The following is a 16866-nucleotide window of genomic DNA, read 5'->3' as shown; positions in this document are numbered from 1 at the left end:
GCGGTCAGGAGGGCGTCCAGGTCGTTCGTCACAGTCGATCATGGACGTCCTCCTCTATTTCCTGGCTGAGTGACACGCCACCTTCAAGGAATCGATCATCTAGCTCCGCACACACGGTCGCGCCCGCGCAGGAGCTACGGCTCGTGTGCGGGGGGCCGATCGTGGGCGTCAGGCGGCCTTCCGGCGCACGGCGACCGCCAGCAGCACACAGCCGACGCCGAGCAGCACGCCGTGCGCGATCCGCAGTCCCGGCGACAGGAAGAACTGCGGCAGGAACAGCAGCATCGCCACCGCGAACGGCAGCGCGAGCGCACGCCCGCGGACCGCGACCAGCACCGCGGACAGCGCGAGCAGGAGCAGCCCGGCCCCGAACACGGTGAGCTGCACGGGCCCGTTGCGCACCGCGTCGGCGGCCGCGGCCAGCGCCTCGCCGGAGCTGCGCAGGCCGAGCGCGTGCAGGGCGAACGCCTCCGCGCCGTAGTAGGGCAGGACCATCCCGGCTCCGATCCACCACACCGTGGCGGCCGCCCGTGAGAGCGGCCGGATCCCCAGGCCGACCAGCACGAACCCGGCCACCGCAGCCAGGTGCGCGACGAGCCACGCCGGGGAGGCGAAGGCGGCCGCCATCCCGTCGACCGTCGCGTCGCCGTAGGGCCGCAGGGCCGGGTAGGCGACGAAGAGCGCGCCCGCGGCGACGAGGCCGGAGCCCCGGAGCGCGGAGGTGTCCGGAGCGGTGCGGGCCGTGGACGGCGAGGCGAGCGTGGCGGACATCAGATCTCCTTCGTGAGCAGTGCTCACAGAATGGAGCGCCTGCCGCTCCTCGTCAAGAGCACTGCTCTCAGTCGCTGCTCAGGAGACCACGCCCAGGGGAACTCCGCCCGGGAGAATCCGCCGGGGTGTGCGACCACGTCGAGGGCGGCGAACCCGATCCGCCCGTCGCGCAGGGCCTCGACCAGGGCCGGTTCGTCGATCACCGACCCACGCCCGACGTTGACCAGCGTGCAGCCGGGGCGCACCGCGGCCAGGACCTCCCGGTCGATCATGCGCTCGGTCGCCGGCGTGGCCGGGAGCGTCACGACGATCCCGTCGACCCGCCCGACGACGGCGGCGAGGTCCGCGGGGTGCACCAGCTCGTCGACACCCTCGGGCGGCGGGCCGGGCCGGCGCGCGGTCCCGATCACCCGGCACCCGAAGGCGCGCAGCCGCTGCACGACCTCGCGGCCGATCCCACCCAGGCCCAGCACGAGCACCACCTGGTCGGCGAGCTGTCCCATGAACCACCGCGGCCCCCACTCGTGCGCGCGCTGCCGGGCCTGCAGCAGCGGCAGCGTCTTCGCCCCCGCGAGCAGTCCGAACACGACGAACTCCGCGAGCGGACCACCGTGGACGCCCGCCGTCGTCGTGAACACGACCCGCTCGAGCTGCGCGGCGGTGAGCCCCGCCGCGCGGACCGTGGCCCCTCCCCCGGCCGCCATCGCCTGCACCCAGCGCAGCCGGGGGTTGGCCGCGACGGTCCGGGCGAGTGCGGCCGCATCGTGCTCGCCCGGGATGCCGTAGAGGGCGTCGGCGGAGTCGAGCAGCTCCTCGAACCGCCGCTGCTGCGCGGGCGTGCGCCGCCACTCCGGGTCGCCGGTGTGGTCGGAGGGCCAGCGCATGGGCGGCAACAGCGCGTGCTCGCGGATGAGGGTGAGACGGGGTTCCCGCTCCTCGACGAGCCGGCAGAGGTCCTCGTCGAGCGGGGTGGCCAGGACGACGCGCACGCGCCCGACCCTGCCGGACGGCGGATTGACCGCGGACCACCGGCCCCCGACGATCACGCCATGACGCTGCTGCCCGGGGTGCGGTCCGCCACCGTCGACACCGACCGCCTCCGCATGCACGTGCTGGAGTCGGGGCCGGCGGACGGCGAGCCGCTCGTCCTGCTGCACGGCAATCTCTCCACCAGTCGCTTCTTCGAGCACCTGATGCCGCGACTGGGCGAGCGGTACCGGGTGATCGCGCCGGACATGCGCGGCTTCGGCGACACCGAGCCGAAGGCCCTCGACGCCACCCGCGGCCTGGACGACTGGGCCGACGACACCGCCGCCCTGCTGCGCGCGCTCGGGATCGACCGGCCGCCGCACCTGGTCGGCTGGTCCACCGCCGGCGCCGCGATCGCCGCGTACGCGAAGGACCACCCGGTCGCCTCGCTGACCTTCCTCGACCCCGTCTCCCCGTACGGCTACGGCGGTGCCCGCGCCGACGGCTCGCCCGTCACCCCCGACGTCGCGGGCTCCGGCGGGGGCACGGCGAACCCCGAGGTCGTCGCACGGCTCGCGGCGCAGGACGCGTCGGACGAGAGCGCCTTCTCGATCCGCAACGTCATGCGCGCGCTGTACTGGTCGCCGGCCTACCGGCTGCCCGCCGACCGCGAGGACGTCCTGGTCGCCGAGGTGCTCAAGACCCTCGTCGGCGACGACGGCTACCCCGGCGACACGGTGACCTCGCCCCACTGGCCGGGCGTCGCCCCGGGCACGCGCGGCATCCTCAACGCGCTGTCCCCGAAGTACTGCCGGTGGGCGGACCTCGTGGACCTCGACCCGAAGCCGCCGGTGCTGTGGACGCACGGGAGCGCGGACCTCGTCGTGTCCGACGCCTCGCCGCTCGACTTCGGCGTGCTCGGCGCGAGCGGCGCGGTGCCCGGCTGGCCCGGCGAGGAGGCGTTCCCCGCACAGCCGATGGTCAGCCAGATCCGTGCGGTGCTCGACGCGTACGCCGCGGCGGGCGGACGGGTCACCGTCGAGATCTTCGACGGGAGCGGGCACGGGCCGCACGTCGACGCCGCGGACCGCTGGACCGACGTCCTCCTCGGCTTCCTCGCGGCGACCTGACCGTCGGCGGCCGACTACGACGAACGGGTGAACCACCGTCGGAGTCCCGCCGCCCCGCCCGATGGAGGGGTGTGAGCGGACCACCGGGATCCCCGAGCGGGGTCGAGCCCGATCCGGGGCTCGCCCTGCTCGCCCTCTACGACTCCGCGCTGCCCGAGGTCCACGGCTACCTGCTCGCCCGCTGCGGCCGGCGGGCGCTCGCCGAGGACCTCACGGCCGAGGTGTTCCTGGCCGCCGTGGCGGCGTGCCGGTCCGGCACGCCACAGGTCAGCACGGCATGGCTGGTCGGGATCGCCCGGCACAAGCTCGTCGACCACTGGCGGTCGCTGGAGATCCGGGACCGCGCACTGCGGGTCCTGGAGGCCCCGGAGGCCGAGGATCCGTGGGAGGCCGAGCTCGACGCGCTGCTCGCCCGCGAGGTCCTCGACGCGCAGGCCCCGCAGCACCGGGCCGCGCTGACCCTGCGCTACCTCGACGGGCTCTCCGTCCCCGAGGTCGCCGAGGTGCTGGGCCGGACCGTGCACGCCACCGAAGCCCTGCTCGTGCGGGCGCGGAGCGCGTTCCGACGCAGCTACGTCGCACACACCGACAGTTCCGAGCGGCCCGCGGAAGGAGGCCCGGCATGACCGATCCGCTGGACGTCCTCCGCGAGCCGATCCGGCCCGTACCTCCCGATCCGGCGTTCGCCGCGCGACTGCGCGAACGCCTCGAACGGCTGGTGCTCGGGCCCGAGACCGAGGAGGACACCGTGACCACCGTGACCACCACCGACGCGCCGGCGACGACCACCGAGGCCGCCGCCCTGCCGTTGCACACCCTGACCCCGTACCTCGCGGTGCCCGACGCCGCGGCCGCGCTCGACTTCTACGTCGAGGTGTTCGGCGCGGTCCGGCGCGGCGACCCGATCGTGATGCCGGACGGGCGGGTCGGGCACGCCGAGATCGCCCTCGGCGACTCGGTCGTGATGCTCGCCGAGGAGTTCCCCGAGCTGGGCCTGCGGGCCCCGGAGCCGGGCGCGGTGTCGGTGTCGCTGCGGCTCGAGGTCGCCGACCCCGACGCCGTGGTGGCGCGGGCGGTCGCCCACGGGGCCCACCTGGAGCGGCCGGTCACGGACTCGCCCTACGGGCGCGGCGGCGTCGTCGTCGACCCGGCCGGGCACCGCTGGATGGTCTCCCGCGGGTGAGACGCCCGTCGGGCCGCAGTATGGATCCACAACGCTCCCCAGAGCCCGACCCGACAGCGTCGTGGATCCACAACGCTCACCAAGGCCCGACCCGACAGCGTTATGGATTGATAACGCTCGACCGAGCTCGGCTCCAGCGCGTTGTGGATCCATACTGCTCGAGCCTCAGGCCGGCAGCAGCGACTCCACCGCGTCGGCCGCGGCCCGCGCGCCGCCTTCCGCCCGGACCTCTGCGCGCAGGGCGGCGCACCGGGCCGCCACCTCCGATCCGGTGAGCTCCATCAGCGCCTGCCGCAGCCGCTCCGGCGTCGCCTCCTCCCGCGGGACGTGCCGGCCGACCCCGAGCGCCTCCAGCAGCGCCGCGTTGCCGAACTGGTCGACGGCCTGCGGCACCGCGATCATCGGGACGCCCTGGTACAGCGCCTCCGAGCAGCCGCCGGAGCCCGCGTGCGTCACGAATGCGCGGGCATGGCCGAGCGCCGCGAACTGCGGCACCCACCGGTGGATCTCGACTCCCGCCGGCACCGGCCCGATCTCCTCGGGCGTCACGTGGGCGCCTGCGGCGATCACGACCCGCCAGCCCAACGGCGCGAACGCCTCCGCGCAGGCCCGGTAGAAGTCCGGCCGCCGCGTGTAGTTCGAGCCCAGCGAGACCAGCACCATCGGCTCCTCGCCGGTGGCCTGCCACTCCTCGCGGCGCCGGTCCAGCGCCGGGCCGACGAACGTGTACACGCGCTCGTCGACCCGGTCGGCGTTCGGCTGCATGACGCGCGGGATCTCGACGAGGCACCGCGGCGGGCGTCCGGCGAACTCGTCGGGGGTGAGCGCGATGCCGAGCCCGTCGAGCCAGGCCTGGAACCGGCGCTGGTAGGCGGCGTGGTCCGGGGTGTCGCGGAAGGCCAGCGCCTCGCCCATGTCCTTCTCGAAGCCCTCCCACGCCACCATCGACGGCGAGAGCTGGACCAGCGGCAGGCACCACCGCTCGGCGAGAGCGCGGCCGGGGTAGCCGCCGATGTCGTAGAGCACGAGATCGGGCGGATCGCCGGCGAGGGCCTTCTCGACCTGCGGGTACACGTGCTCCGCCTCGGCGAGGAAGAGCGACATGCCGGCGACCGGGTCCTCGGGCCACGACTCGCCCTTCGACTCGTCGGGCACCACGGAATCGACGACGAGCGGGGTCGCGCCGGCCGCGGTGACCGTCGCCGCGAAGGACTCGGGGATCACCCAGGAGACGCGATGGCCGCGTTCGGCCAGCTCGGCGACGACGCCCAGGTGCGGGTTGGTGTGGCCGTGGGCGCCGGCGCCGGCCATGAGGAGGTGCGACAAAGGGACTCCAGGAACTCGACGAATACGACGGGCGTGCGGACGACCCCGCGCGGGAGGCGGGGTCGTCGCGGGCCTGTTCAGCCGTAGAGCTGCTGGATCACCCGGCGGACGCTAGTGGCCGCAGGCGCGGGTCACCACGGGATTTCACCGGCGCGGTCGCGGTAGGCGCCCGTCGGCCCGTCCGGGCCGACCTGGGCCAGCGCGACGATCGCGTCCGTCCCCTCGGTCACGGTCTGCGGGCCGCTGTGCCCGTTGAGGTCCGTGGCGGTGTAGCCGGGGTCGGCGGCGTTCACCCGGAACCGCGGCAGGGCCCGGGCGTACTGCGCCGTGACCATGTTCAGCGCCGATTTCGACGACGGGTACGTCAAGGAGCGGATCTGCGACTCGACCCGCTGCGGGTCCGCGGTGATCGCGAGCGACCCGAGTCCGCTGGACACCATCACGATCCGCGGCGCCTCCGAGCGCTCCAGTAGCGGGAGGAAGGCGCGGGTCACCCGGACCGGCCCGAAGACGTTGGTCTCGAAGACCTCCCGCATCGCGTCGGCGCCCGTCTCCCGCACCTCGACGCGGGGGCCGACGATGCCGGCGTTGTTGACCAGCACGTCGAGCCGGCCGAAGCGCTCCTCGACCTCCTTGGCGGCGGCCTGCACGGACTCGTCGGAGGTGACGTCGATCGGCAACATCTCGACCCGGCCCTCCCCCGCCAGCTCGGCGGCGGTCGCGGCCCCGCGCCCGGCGTCCCGCGAGCCCAGCAGCACGGTCCAGCGCAGCGCGGCGAGCCGGCGGACCGTCTCCCGGCCCAGTCCCTTGTTGGCCCCGGTGACCAGGGCGATCGTGTTCTCGCTCATGACCCCACCGTGCGCCCGGCCCCGGGGGACGACCAGGTCCGGCGGATCGTGGGACCCGCGGTACCAGGCTGAGCGGTCCGGTGCCCGGCATGCTGGGGACGTGGACCGGACCGAACTCGGCAGGACCCTGCGCACGTGGCGGGAGCGGCTGCGCCCCGCCGACCTCGGCCTGCCGACCGGGACCCGCCGCCGCACGCCGGGCCTGCGGCGCGAGGAGGTCGCCCAGGTCGCCGGGATCTCCGTCGACTACCTGACGCGGCTCGAGCAGGGCCGCGGCCCCCACCCGTCCGACGCCGTGCTGGGCGCGCTCGGCCGCGCGCTGCGGCTGAGCACGGACGAGCGGGACCACCTGTTCGCCCTCGGCGGGGTGCGGGCGCCGGCGCCGGGGACGATCCCGGCCGAGCCGCGGCCGAGCCTGCTGCGGCTGATGGACCGCCTCACCGACCTGCCGGTGCTGCTGCTCAACGCCCGGATGGACGTCCTGGCCTGGAACGCGATGGCGGCCGCGCTCCTCGGCGACCTGTCGGCGGTGCCCCCTGCGGAGCGCAACACGGCCTGGCGGGCCTTCCTCGGTCCCGGCAACCGGGTCGTCACCGACGACGACGCCGAGCGCGAGCGCCTCGACCGCGCGCTGGTCTCGGACCTGCGGGGCGCCTCCGCCCGCTACCCCGACGACCCCGGCCTCCGTCGGCTGATCGCGACCCTGGAGAAGGGCAGCGAGCGGTTCGCACGGATGTGGGCCGAGCGGACGGTGCGGGTGCGGCACGGCGACCGCAAGAAGATCCGGCACCCCCAGCTCGGCGACGTGACCCTCGACTGCGACACCCTGCGCGACGCCTTCGACGACCAGATGCTGCTCGTGTACTCGGCCGCCCCGGGCACACCGGAGGCCGAGGCCCTCGCCCTGCTGCGGGTCATCGGGATCGAGGCGCACGGAGAGCCGAACGGCGGGGCGGACCGGCGACCGGAGCGGATCTCCGACGGGCGCGCCACGCCGACCGATCAGCTCACGAATCACCCGATCTAGTGAAACCGCTGGCTACGATTTGCGCGTGAGCCTGCTGCGGGATCTACGCGCCGCCGTCGTCGAGTGGAACGCCCACCGCCACCTCCGCCGCCTGATGGACACCGTCGGCCGGCCCGGGCTCCGGGCCGTCGCGGCCGAGCCGGGTCTCGCGGCCGTCGTCGATCAGCACGCCGCAGCCGTGCGGGACATCGTGCGGGACGGGATGCGCCGTTCCGGCGGCGGTTCGGTGGCCACCCTCGTCCCGACGCACACCACCGCCGGCGGGGCCGTGCGGCTGGCCTCCTACGCCCGCTCCCTGCTCGACGAGCAGCGCCGCAGCGGGGCGACGATCGCGTTGCCGCAGAACGGGATCTGGCGCCCCACGGACTGGGCGACGCTGCGGCTCATCGCCGTGTGCCAGCTCGCCTCGCGCGGCACGATCCGGTAGTCCGGCGCCGGGTCCGCCCCCGAGCCGGATCCGGAGAGCCGCAGCCGGCAGGACCCCGCGAGAGCCGCGACGGTGATGCCGCGGCCCCCCGCTCCACTGGCCCGGCGCTCGGCAGCCTCACCGGCCCGGCGCTCGACAGCCTCACCGGCTCGGCGGTCGGCAGCCTCACCGGCTCGGCGGTCGGCGGGGTGTCACCGGCGCGGCCCGGACGACGCACGCGAGTGCCGCACGGAGCCACGCGCCGGTCCCTCCGGCGCGGGGATCGTTACCGCGGTGGTTCCCGGTCGCCCGCACCGTTCGGTGAGTCCGGGGACGCCGAGTCGATGTCCTCCTCGGCGAGGAGCGCGTCGATGTCGTCGAGGACCCCGGCTCCGGGCCCCTCCCGCGGACCCACCGGTCGCGAGCCCGTCGCCGCCTCCGCCCGCCGCTGCCACGCGACCGCGCGGTCCGACGAGCTCATCGCACACCCGCCGTGAGCGCCTGCCGTGCGGACGTCTCCGCGCCCAGTTCCCTGATCCGCCCGTCTCCGGTCATGAGCTCCATCCGTTCCAGCCAGGCCGCGAACTCGGGTGCCGAGGCGGGCCGCGGCACCTGTCGTGCGTCCAGCGCATCACGGAAGGGCAGCGACCGGTAGTGCCGCAGCACGTGTCGTCGCCGGCACGCAGATCACGCAGCTCGCCACGCCCGGCACGGTGTCGGTGTCGGCCTCGGCATGGTGGGTCGCAGACGTCGACGCCCTTCGGAGGCCCAGCAGCTTCCCCCAGGAATACGTGGCGGGCGGGGTCGCGGGAATACCCCACAGGGGTATGCGGTTGGTGCCCGGCACGAACTGCTCGCGCGGACACGGAGGCGTCGATGGAGCAGCAGCGGTCGAACGGGCCCATCGGGCATGCGGAGCACACGGGACACGGGGAGCGCGCCGAGGAGGTCGGACTCGAGACACACAGTGGGCATGGCGTGGCCGGCGGGCACGCCGCGCACATGGGCCACGGCGGGCACGGGGATCACGCGGCACAGTTCCGCGACCGGTTCTGGTGGAACCTCGCCCTGGCCGTGCCGGTGGTGGCGTTCAGCCCGATGTTCGCCGACCTGCTGGGCTACTCGCCGCCCGGCTGGACGTGGTGGATCTCGCCGCTGCTCGGCACCGTCGTCTTCCTCTGGGGCGGTGCCCCGTTCCTGACCGGAGCCTGGGCGGAGATCAGGGCCCGGCAGCCGGGGATGATGCTGCTCATCGGGCTGGCGATCACCGTCGCGTTCGTCGCCAGCGCACTCACCACGGCCGGCCTGCTGATGCTCGACTTCTGGTGGGAGCTCGCACTCCTCGTCGTGATCATGCTGCTCGGGCACTGGCTCGAGATGCGTGCGCTCGGCCAGGCCTCCGGCGCCCTCGACGCGCTCGCCGCCCTGCTGCCCGACTCCGCCGACCGCGTCACGGACTCGGGCGTGGAGGCCGTCCCGCTCGACGCCCTCGCCGAGGGCGACACCGTGCTCGTCCGGTCGGGCGGCCGGGTACCCGCCGACGGCGTGGTCGTCGACGGCGAGGCGGCGGTCGACGAGTCGATGATCACCGGCGAGTCCCGGACCGTCACGCGGCGGCCGGGCGACCGCGTCGTCGCCGGGACGGTGGCCACGGACTCCGCGATCCGCGTGCGGGTCGACAAGGTCGGCGAGGACACCGCGCTGGCGGGCATCCGCCGGCTCGTCGAGCAGGCCCAGACCTCGAGGTCGCGGGCCCAGGCGCTGGCCGACCGCGCGGCGGCGCTGCTGTTCTGGTTCGCCTCCGGTGCCGCCGTGGTGACGTTCCTGGTGTGGACCCTGCTCGGCGACGTCTCGTCCGCCGTCGAGCGCACCGTCACCGTGCTGGTGATCTCCTGCCCGCACGCGCTGGGCCTGGCGATCCCGCTGGTCATCGCGATCTCGACGGCGCGCGCGGCCCGCACCGGCATCCTCGTGAAGGACCGGCTGGCCCTCGAGCGGATGCGCAAGGTCGACGCCGTGCTGTTCGACAAGACGGGCACGTTGACCACGGGGCGACCCGCCGTCGTCGGTACGGCAGGTGCGTCGGAGACCCTGTCGCTGGCCGCCGCCGTCGAGGCCGACAGCGAGCACCCGCTGGCCAGGGCGATCGTGGCGGCGGCGCGGGAGACCGTGCCGGCGGGCCGGGGCGCGTCGCCGCAGGCGACCGACTTCCGGTCGTTGACCGGCCGTGGCGTCCGCGCGACGGTCGACGGCGTCGAGGTCGCGGTCGGCGGGCCCGGCCTGCTCCGCGAGTCGGGGGCGGACGTCCCGGCCGAGGTGGCGGACGAGGCCGAGGAGTGGGCCGCCGCGGGCAGCACCGTGCTCTACGTGCTGCGTGACGGCGTGGTGCTGGGTGCGCTCGCCCTCGCCGACGCGGTCCGGCCCGAGTCGAAGGCCGCCGTTCGCGCCCTGCACGACCGTGGCGTCCGCGCGGTCATGGTCACCGGCGACGCCCGCCCGGTGGCCGGGGCCGTCGGCGCGGAGGTGGGGGTCGACGAGGTGTTCGCCGAGGTCCTGCCCGAGGACAAGGACGCGGCCGTCGCGCGGCTGCAGGAGCGGGGCCACACGGTGGCGATGGTCGGCGACGGCGTCAACGACGCACCCGCCCTGGCCCGCGCCGACGTCGGCACCGCGATCGGCGCCGGCACCGACGTCGCCATCGAGTCCGCCGGCGTCGTGCTCGCCTCGGACGACCCGCGGGCGGTGCTGTCGGTGATCGAGCTGTCCCGCGCCGGCTACCGCAAGATGCTGCAGAACCTGTGGTGGGCCACGGGCTACAACCTGGTCAGCGTCCCGCTGGCCGCCGGCGTGCTCGCCGGGGTCGGATTCGTGCTGCCCCCGGCGGTCGGGGCGATCCTGATGAGCCTCTCGACCATCGTCGTCGCCGCCAACGCCCAGCTCCTCCGCCGCGTCGACCTCCGCCCCGACCACCTGGCCTGAGCGGCAGCCCAGGAGCGACCCGGTGCAAGATCGCCGGTTGTGGAGCCGGACGGTCGAAATCCGACCTTCCCCGCCCACGACCGGCGATCATGCCGGCCGACGCCAGGCAAGTTCACTCGTCGTGAAGCGGGAGGGCCGGATCGGTTGATGCTGCCCGACCCGTACTGGGTGCCGCTCGACGCCGGTGTGGGCGCCGGGCAGCGACACGTCCTTGAACGATCCTCCGTGCCCGCGATCGGCGATCTGCCCGGCCGACCGCCGAGAAGATCACGAACCGTGGAACGGGAGAGTCGGAAATCTGCCCCCCACTTCCACCCCCGGTGGTCATGCAGCCCTACGCCGGCCGAGATCACGGACTGTGGAGCGGGACGGTCGGATATCTGCCCTCCACATCCAACCGGTGGTCATGCAGCCCAACGCCGGCCGAGATCACGGACTGTGAAGCGGGACGGTCGAACGCCGGCCGAGATCACGAGCTGTGGAGCGGGAGGGTCGAAATCCGACCTTCCGCGTCCATAAGCGATGATCAAGAAGCGGCGCCACGAGTGCGGCTCGCACGTCCGTGGGCCCGGCAGCCGCACAGAGAAACATGACTCCCTCACCGTCAGACCGCCACCCAAGATCATCGACCGTGGAGCTGGAGAGTCGGAAATCGACTCTCCCCGTCCACAAGCGGTGACCAAGCGGGCCGAGCTTCCGCAAGATCCTTTCTTCTGGACTTGTGCGGTCGGAAACCGACCCTTTCCGTCCAGAACACGCGATCATCGCCGCCCCCGCGGTCGATGCTGTGCAGCGCCGGCGCAGGCAGCGCTGGAGCGCGACCGGCGAGGCCGCGCCGCGCGCCTCACACCCCACCGTCCCGCCGCCGCACACCCCACCGCCCCGCCGCCTCACACCCCGTTGTCCCGCAGCCCGCCGCCCCGCAGCCCGCCGCCCCGGAGCCCGCATCCCGCCCTGGCGGCCCATGCCCCAGCCTCGGCGGTGCGCCCGGCGGCGCGGCGCCGCCGCTCGTGGCGGCCTCGCTGGAGAGCGGGTTTGCCGGCTCCGCGATCAGGCAGGACCAGTACCGGGCGTAGCTGCTCAGGGCCGCCCGGCTGCGGGCCGGCGGGGTGGGCGCGCCGGCCGTCGTCCTGCGCGACGATCTCGAACCCGAGCGACTCCCGGTACCCCACGATCGGGCTCTACCTCTCGCTGATGTCCGTGATCAGCCTGCTTTGCGTGCTGGTGCTCACCGAGACGCGCGATCGGGACCTCGCCGGCTGATCCTCCGTCACAGGGGACCCGGCAGCCGGGTCCGGCTCCTCACGGGGCCGCGGGATCTCCGGTACGACGAACTCCACCTCGAGGTCGAGCCCCAGCTGTTCTCCCGTGGGCGAGTTGGGCGGGCGGTAGTGCCCTTTCACCCACCCCGACCCGCGGGGGTGACCATGCACGAACATCGCGGCCTCCCTTCCGCGGTCACGTGCAGTGCAGCACACACCACCGACAGGAACCGGTCAGGAACGCGGTGGCCCGCTCGTCCCCCGCACCACCAACCGCGTGGGCAGGTCGACGTCCGGGACCCCCGCCAGCCGCCCGCCGAGCGCGTCGAGCAGCAGCGCCGCGGCGCGTTCGCCCTGCTCACGGGCCGGTTGGGCGATGGTGGTGAGGTCGGCGAACTCGGCCACCGCCTGGTCGTCGAACCCGACGACGGACATCTGGCCCGGCACGTCGAGTCCCGCCCGCCGCAGCGTGCGCAGGGCCCCGAGCGCCATCTCGTCGGACATCGCGAGCAGGGCGCTGGGCAGGCGGGGCCCGCTGAGCAGCCGTTCGACGGCCCGGGCGCCGGCGGCGGCGTCGTGCCCCGCCGGGATCACCCACTCCGGCCGGAGCGGCAGCCCGGCCTCCTCGAGCGCCGCGATGAACCCCGCGCGGCGGGCGTCCGTGGTGTCCCGCCCGACGGTGTCGTCCGGGTCGAAGGACAGCAGCCCGATCTCCGTGTGTCCCAGCCCGACCAGGTGCCGCACCGCGGTCGCCGCCCCGGCCCGGTCGTCGATCCCCACCCGCGGCTTTCCCGGGAACGTCCCGCCGACCACGGCGATCGGCACCGCGAGCCGCTCCAGCACCTCCCGCTCGGCGTCCGTGAACGACGACGCGACGACGATCAGGCCGGCGACGGCCCACCGCTCCAGCGTGGCGAAGACGTGGGCGCGGCCCTCGGGGTCGCCGACGTTGTGCAGCAGCAGCTGGTGCCCGCCAGAACGCAGGACCTTCTCCACCCCGCCGACGGCCTCGGCGAAGAACCAGGCCGACGGGAAGCGGGCGAGCGCGGCGACCGCGGGCGGGGCGGCGCGCCGGACCGGGCGCTCGGGCGGCAGGTAGGCGAGTTCCGCCACCGCGCGCCGGATGCGCTCCCGGGTCTCCGCCGCGACGTACGAGGTGCCCGACAGCGACCGCGAGACCGTCGACGGCGCGACGCCGGCGAGGCGCGCGACGTCCCGGATGCTGGCCCGTCGCCCGTCCATCCCGCCTCCCCGCCGTCCTTGTGGAACAGTATGGAACAACAGGCAACACCATCGGGAGGTTCCATGTCCGACACGGCCGCGTGGTGGCGGAGCGCCGTGATCTACCAGGTCTACATCCGCAGCTTCGCCGACGGGGACGGCGACGGCATCGGTGACGTCGCCGGCCTGCGGCAGCGCCTGGACCACCTCGCCGACCTGGGCGTCGACGCGATCTGGATCAACCCGTGGTACCCGTCGCCCCTGGCCGACGCCGGCTACGACGTGTCCGACTACCGCGACATCGACCCCCGCTTCGGCACGCTGGCCGAGGCCGAGGCCCTCGTCCGCGAGGCCCACGAGCGGAACCTGCGGATCATCCTCGACATCGTCCCGAACCACACCTCGAGCGAGCACGAGTGGTTCCGCGCGGCCCTGCGCGCCGGCCCCGGCTCCCCCGAACGCGAGCGCTACCTCTTCCGGCCCGGCCGCGGCCCCGCCGGCGACGAGCCCCCGAACGACTGGCGCGCGATGTTCGGCGGCGGCGCGTGGACCCGCGTCACCGAGCCCGACGGCACGCCCGGCGAGTGGTACCTGCACCTGTTCGACGTCGAGCAGCCCGACCTCAACTGGGAGAACCCGGAGGTCCGCGCCGACTTCGAGAAGACCCTGCGGTTCTGGTTCGACCGCGGGGTGGACGGCTTCCGGATCGACGTCGCCAACTCGCTGGTCAAGGAGCAGGGGCTCCCGGACGTCGGGGACCGCCAGCACCACGACCCCGGCCCGCACCCGCACTGGGACCGCGACGAGGTGCACGACGTCTACCGCGAGTGGCGCGCGGTCGCCGACTCCTACGACCCGCCGAAGGTGTTCGTGGCCGAGGCCTGGGTGCCCGAGGCGGACCGCTTCGCCCGCTACCTGCGGACCGACGAGCTGCACACCGCCTTCAACTTCGACTTCCTCAAGGCGGCCTGGCTCGCCCCGGCGCTGCGCGAGTCCGTCGAGCGCACGCTGCGCGAGCACGCCGTGGTCGGGGCACCGCCGACCTGGGTGCTGTCCAACCACGACGTCGCCCGGCACACCTCCCGCCTCGCCCGCGACCCCGCCGCCGGCCTCGGCACCTCGCTCGACTCGATGATCGACCTGCCGCCGGACCTCGAGCTGGGCCTGCGCCGCGCCCGCGCGGCCGCGCTGCTGATCTTCGCGCTACCCGGCGGCGCCTACGTCTACCAGGGCGACGAGCTGGGCCTCCCCGAGGTCGAGGACCTTCCGGAGGCGTCGCTGGACGACCCGACCTGGCGCCGGTCGGGGCACACCCTGCGCGGCCGCGACGGCTGCCGCGTCCCGATCCCCTGGTCCGGGGACGGGCCGCCGTTCGGCTTCGGCCCCGGCGACGACCAGCCCTGGCTCCCGCAGCCCGAGTGGTTCTCCCGGTTCACCGTCGAACGCGAGGACAAGGACCCCGAGTCGATGCTCGCCCTGTACCGGCGGGCGCTGCGGGTCCGCCGCGCGACCCCTGCGCTCGGCGACGGGCCGCTGACCTGGCTCGACGTACCGCCGGGTGCCCTCGGCTTCGCCCGCGACCCCGGGTTCGCGCTGCTGCTCAACGTCGACGCCGTGCCGTTCGCCCTCCCCGAGGGCGCCGAGGTGCTCCTCGCCAGCGGCCCGTTGACCGACGACGGGCTGCTCCCGCAGGACACGGCGGTGTGGCTGCAGGTCGGATAGCCGCTGCTCCGGATGCCGGAGTGACGCGGACGGCGCCGCGCCCCGACGATGCCCGGGTGGAGCCGAGCGCGCAGCCGACGGGGTACCGGGCCGAGTACCGGGACCTGCTCACCCAGGCGTACGACCTGGACAAGCCGTCGGCACCGGCCGACGAGCTCGCGTTCCACCTCGCCGCGATCGGGACCGCGGAGCCGGTGCTGGAAGTGATGTGCGGCAGCGGGCGGTTCCTGTTGCCGCTGCTCGCGACCGGAGTGGACGTGGACGGGGTGGACGCCTCACCGTCCATGCTCGACGCCTGCCGCGAGCACGCCCGCGACCGGGGGCTCGACGTCTCGGGCCGGCTGTACGAGCAGCGCGCGGAGGACCTGCGGCTGCGCCGCCGGTACCGGGCCGCGTTCTGCGCCGCCGGGTCCTGGGGGCTCCTCGCCGGCGACGACGAGGTCGCCCGCGCCCTGGCGGCCGTCCGGGCGCACCTGTTGCAGGGCGGCGCGTTCCACTTCGAGGTCGAGACGGGGCCGGGGCCACCGGGCGCGCCCGACGGCGTGCTGTGGTGGACCCGCCCGGACGGCGCCGTGATCACCGCGCGCGGCGGGAACCGGATCGACCCCGTGACCGGCCTCGAGAGCGGGGTGGGGATCTACGAGCTGTTCGTCGACGGCGTGTTGGTCCACACCGAGCTGAACAACTGGGTGCGCCGGTTCTGGACGCCCGAGGCGATCTCGGCGGCGGTCGGGGCGGCCGGGTTCTCCGAGGTCACCGTCCGCTCCGGACACTCGGACGCGCCGCCCGGGCCGGACGACCTCGTGCTCACCGTGCACGCCACCCGATGAGTCCCGGCCGTCCCCCCGGTCAGCCCCGCATGAGCAGCCTCGAGAACGTCCTCGCCCCCTCCGTCGACGACGGCTCGATCCCCGGCGTCGTCGCCGCCGTCGAGCGCGGGAGGGAGCTGGAGGTCGTCGTGCTGGGCGGGACCGGCCCCGGCGGTCCGCCCCTGCGCCGCGACTCCATCTTCCGGATCGCGTCGATCTCCAAGCCGATCACGGCCGTCGCCGCGATGGCCCTCGTCGAGGACGGCACGATCCGGCTCGACGAGCCGGTGGACCGGCTGCTCCCCGAGCTCGCCGACCGGCGGGTGCTGCGGTCCGACACCGCCGAACCGACCGACACCGTGCCCGCGCCGCGCCCGATCACGGTCGAGGACCTGCTGACCTTCCGGTCCGGCCTCGGCGTCCCGCCGCTCGCCCCCGGCACGCTGCCCTGGCAGCGCGCCTACGCCGAGGCCCGGCTCGGCGGCGACGGCCCGCCCGGCTCGCACCCCGTACCGCCTCCCGACGAGTGGGCGCGCCGGCTGGGCACCCTCCCGCTCCTGGCCCCGCCCGGCGAGCGCTGGCTCTACCACACCGGGGCCGACGCGCTGGGCGTCCTGCTCGCGCGGGTCGCCGGCGCGAGCCTCGGCGCGCTGCTGACCGAGCGCGTCCTCGGCCCGCTCGGCATGGTCGACACCGGGTTCACGGTCCCGGTCGGGAAGCGGCACCGGTTCCAGCCGGAGTGGCGGGCCGGCACGGTGTTCGACCCGGTCGACGGGCAGTGGGCCCGGCCTCCGGAATTCGAGTCCGGCGGCGGCGGGCTCGTGTCCACGCTCGACGACCTGCTGGCCTTCGCCCGCATGCTCCGCCGCGGCGGCGATCCCGTGCTCCGCCCGGAGACGGTCGCCGCCATGACCTACGACCGGCTGACCGAGGAGCAGCGCGCCGGCGCGGGGATCTTCCTCGACGGCTCCGGCTGGGGCCTCGGTATGGCCGTCGAGGCCGACGGCCGCTACGGCTGGGACGGCGGCCTCGGCACCTCCTGGCGCAACGATCCCGCCCGCGACCTCACCGGCATCCTGCTCACCCAGGTGATGTGGCCCGACCCCGCGGGCTCGGCGGTGACCCACTCGTTCTGGAAGGCGGTCGGCTGACCCCGCGCCCGTCACGCTGAGCGACAGCGGTCCGGCGCGTCGCTCACGAGGCGTCGCCGACC

Annotated in this window: 16 protein-coding genes; 9 read left to right on the top strand and 7 right to left on the bottom strand. The window is 74.7% G+C overall.

Annotated features, from left to right (window positions below; translation table 11 throughout):
- Positions 1–168: 168 nt before the first annotated feature.
- Positions 169–771 carry a hypothetical protein gene (locus LWC33_RS26710; RefSeq protein WP_233307440.1) on the bottom strand — a complete coding sequence of 201 codons (603 nt, stop codon included), beginning with the start codon at positions 769–771 and terminating at the stop codon, positions 169–171.
- A 23-nt stretch (positions 772–794) separates the two neighbouring features.
- Complete coding sequence (locus tag LWC33_RS26705; RefSeq protein ID WP_233307439.1) at positions 795–1760, bottom strand: NAD(P)-dependent oxidoreductase; 966 nt, start codon at positions 1758–1760, stop codon at positions 795–797.
- A gap of 60 nt (positions 1761–1820) precedes the next feature.
- Between LWC33_RS26705 and LWC33_RS26700 the strand changes: the two genes are divergently transcribed.
- The 3 genes from LWC33_RS26700 to LWC33_RS26690 all read left to right on the top strand — a co-directional run bounded on the left by LWC33_RS26700 (position 1821) and on the right by LWC33_RS26690 (position 4053).
- Positions 1821–2870 carry an alpha/beta fold hydrolase gene (locus LWC33_RS26700; RefSeq protein ID WP_233307438.1) on the top strand — a complete coding sequence of 350 codons (1050 nt, stop codon included), beginning with the start codon at positions 1821–1823 and terminating at the stop codon, positions 2868–2870.
- 71 nt (positions 2871–2941) lie between these two features.
- A complete protein-coding gene (locus LWC33_RS26695) occupies positions 2942–3496 on the top strand; it encodes an RNA polymerase sigma factor (RefSeq protein WP_233307437.1) in 555 nt (184 codons plus the stop codon).
- A complete protein-coding gene (locus LWC33_RS26690) occupies positions 3493–4053 on the top strand; it encodes a VOC family protein (protein ID WP_233307436.1) in 561 nt (186 codons plus the stop codon). The genes LWC33_RS26695 and LWC33_RS26690 overlap by 4 nt, the downstream gene beginning before the upstream one ends.
- Before the next feature lie 165 nt (positions 4054–4218).
- On the opposite strand, the gene LWC33_RS26685 is transcribed toward LWC33_RS26690, so the two are convergent.
- Both LWC33_RS26685 and LWC33_RS26680 read right to left on the bottom strand, forming a co-directional pair.
- The gene (locus LWC33_RS26685; protein ID WP_233307435.1) at positions 4219–5379 is read right to left on the bottom strand and encodes a macrolide family glycosyltransferase; all 1161 of its coding nucleotides are present in this window, start codon (positions 5377–5379) and stop codon (positions 4219–4221) included.
- Between the two features lie 131 nt (positions 5380–5510).
- Positions 5511–6227, bottom strand: a complete 717-nt coding sequence (locus tag LWC33_RS26680) for an SDR family oxidoreductase (protein WP_233307434.1) — start codon at positions 6225–6227, stop codon at positions 5511–5513.
- A gap of 100 nt (positions 6228–6327) precedes the next feature.
- Here LWC33_RS26680 and LWC33_RS26675 point away from each other — a divergent pair, with 100 nt between their 5' ends.
- On the top strand, positions 6328–7254 hold the full coding sequence (locus LWC33_RS26675; RefSeq protein ID WP_233307433.1) for a helix-turn-helix transcriptional regulator: 927 nt from the start codon (positions 6328–6330) through the stop codon (positions 7252–7254).
- Positions 7255–7279: 25 nt separating this feature from the next.
- Positions 7280–7681: a DUF6401 family natural product biosynthesis protein gene (locus tag LWC33_RS26670; protein ID WP_233307432.1), complete on the top strand. Its 402-nt coding sequence runs from the start codon at positions 7280–7282 to the stop codon at positions 7679–7681.
- Between the two features lie 265 nt (positions 7682–7946).
- Here the strand turns inward: LWC33_RS26670 and LWC33_RS26665 are convergent, their stop codons facing one another.
- Complete coding sequence (locus LWC33_RS26665) at positions 7947–8141, bottom strand: hypothetical protein (RefSeq protein ID WP_233307431.1); 195 nt, start codon at positions 8139–8141, stop codon at positions 7947–7949.
- Between the two features lie 395 nt (positions 8142–8536).
- Between LWC33_RS26665 and LWC33_RS26660 the strand changes: the two genes are divergently transcribed.
- Positions 8537–10639 (top strand): copper-translocating P-type ATPase, encoded by a 2103-nt coding sequence (locus LWC33_RS26660; protein WP_308191013.1) that lies wholly within the window; start codon positions 8537–8539, stop codon positions 10637–10639.
- A gap of 890 nt (positions 10640–11529) precedes the next feature.
- On the opposite strand, the gene LWC33_RS26655 is transcribed toward LWC33_RS26660, so the two are convergent.
- A complete protein-coding gene (locus tag LWC33_RS26655; protein ID WP_233307430.1) occupies positions 11530–11811 on the bottom strand; it encodes a hypothetical protein in 282 nt (93 codons plus the stop codon).
- Positions 11812–12135: 324 nt separating this feature from the next.
- Entirely contained in the window at positions 12136–13143 is a 1008-nt protein-coding gene (locus LWC33_RS26650) for a LacI family DNA-binding transcriptional regulator (protein WP_233307429.1), read from the bottom strand.
- A 63-nt stretch (positions 13144–13206) separates the two neighbouring features.
- On the opposite strand from LWC33_RS26650, the gene LWC33_RS26645 reads away from it, so the two are divergent.
- Genes LWC33_RS26645 through LWC33_RS26635 form a run of 3 tightly spaced genes read left to right on the top strand, consistent with a single transcriptional unit; the run spans position 13207 to position 16804 of the window.
- A complete protein-coding gene (locus LWC33_RS26645) occupies positions 13207–14844 on the top strand; it encodes a glycoside hydrolase family 13 protein (RefSeq protein ID WP_233307428.1) in 1638 nt (545 codons plus the stop codon).
- Between the two features lie 56 nt (positions 14845–14900).
- Positions 14901–15674 carry a class I SAM-dependent methyltransferase gene (locus tag LWC33_RS26640; protein WP_233307427.1) on the top strand — a complete coding sequence of 258 codons (774 nt, stop codon included), beginning with the start codon at positions 14901–14903 and terminating at the stop codon, positions 15672–15674.
- 29 nt (positions 15675–15703) lie between these two features.
- Entirely contained in the window at positions 15704–16804 is a 1101-nt protein-coding gene (locus LWC33_RS26635; protein ID WP_233307426.1) for a serine hydrolase domain-containing protein, read from the top strand.
- Positions 16805–16866 lie beyond the last annotated feature (62 nt).

The organism is Pseudonocardia terrae, from assembly GCF_021343995.1.
GTDB lineage: Bacteria > Actinomycetota > Actinomycetes > Mycobacteriales > Pseudonocardiaceae > Pseudonocardia > Pseudonocardia terrae.
The sequence above is the reverse complement of the archived record's forward strand: the minus strand, read 5'-3'. Positions and strand labels throughout refer to the sequence as shown.

What these genes read in the sequence shown, in the direction of transcription:
- LWC33_RS26660 (WP_308191013.1), top strand. Translation starts at nt 8,537, where the DNA reads ATGGAGCAGCAGCGGTCGAACGGGCCCATCGGGCATGCGGAGCACACG.
- LWC33_RS26665 (WP_233307431.1), bottom strand. Translation starts at nt 8,141, where the DNA reads ATGAGCTCGTCGGACCGCGCGGTCGCGTGGCAGCGGCGGGCGGAGGCG.
- LWC33_RS26710 (WP_233307440.1), bottom strand. Translation starts at nt 771, where the DNA reads ATGTCCGCCACGCTCGCCTCGCCGTCCACGGCCCGCACCGCTCCGGAC.
- LWC33_RS26680 (WP_233307434.1), bottom strand. Translation starts at nt 6,227, where the DNA reads ATGAGCGAGAACACGATCGCCCTGGTCACCGGGGCCAACAAGGGACTG.
- LWC33_RS26700 (WP_233307438.1), top strand. Translation starts at nt 1,821, where the DNA reads ATGACGCTGCTGCCCGGGGTGCGGTCCGCCACCGTCGACACCGACCGC.
- LWC33_RS26635 (WP_233307426.1), top strand. Translation starts at nt 15,704, where the DNA reads ATGAGCAGCCTCGAGAACGTCCTCGCCCCCTCCGTCGACGACGGCTCG.
- LWC33_RS26650 (WP_233307429.1), bottom strand. Translation starts at nt 13,143, where the DNA reads ATGGACGGGCGACGGGCCAGCATCCGGGACGTCGCGCGCCTCGCCGGC.
- LWC33_RS26645 (WP_233307428.1), top strand. Translation starts at nt 13,207, where the DNA reads ATGTCCGACACGGCCGCGTGGTGGCGGAGCGCCGTGATCTACCAGGTC.
- LWC33_RS26690 (WP_233307436.1), top strand. Translation starts at nt 3,493, where the DNA reads ATGACCGATCCGCTGGACGTCCTCCGCGAGCCGATCCGGCCCGTACCT.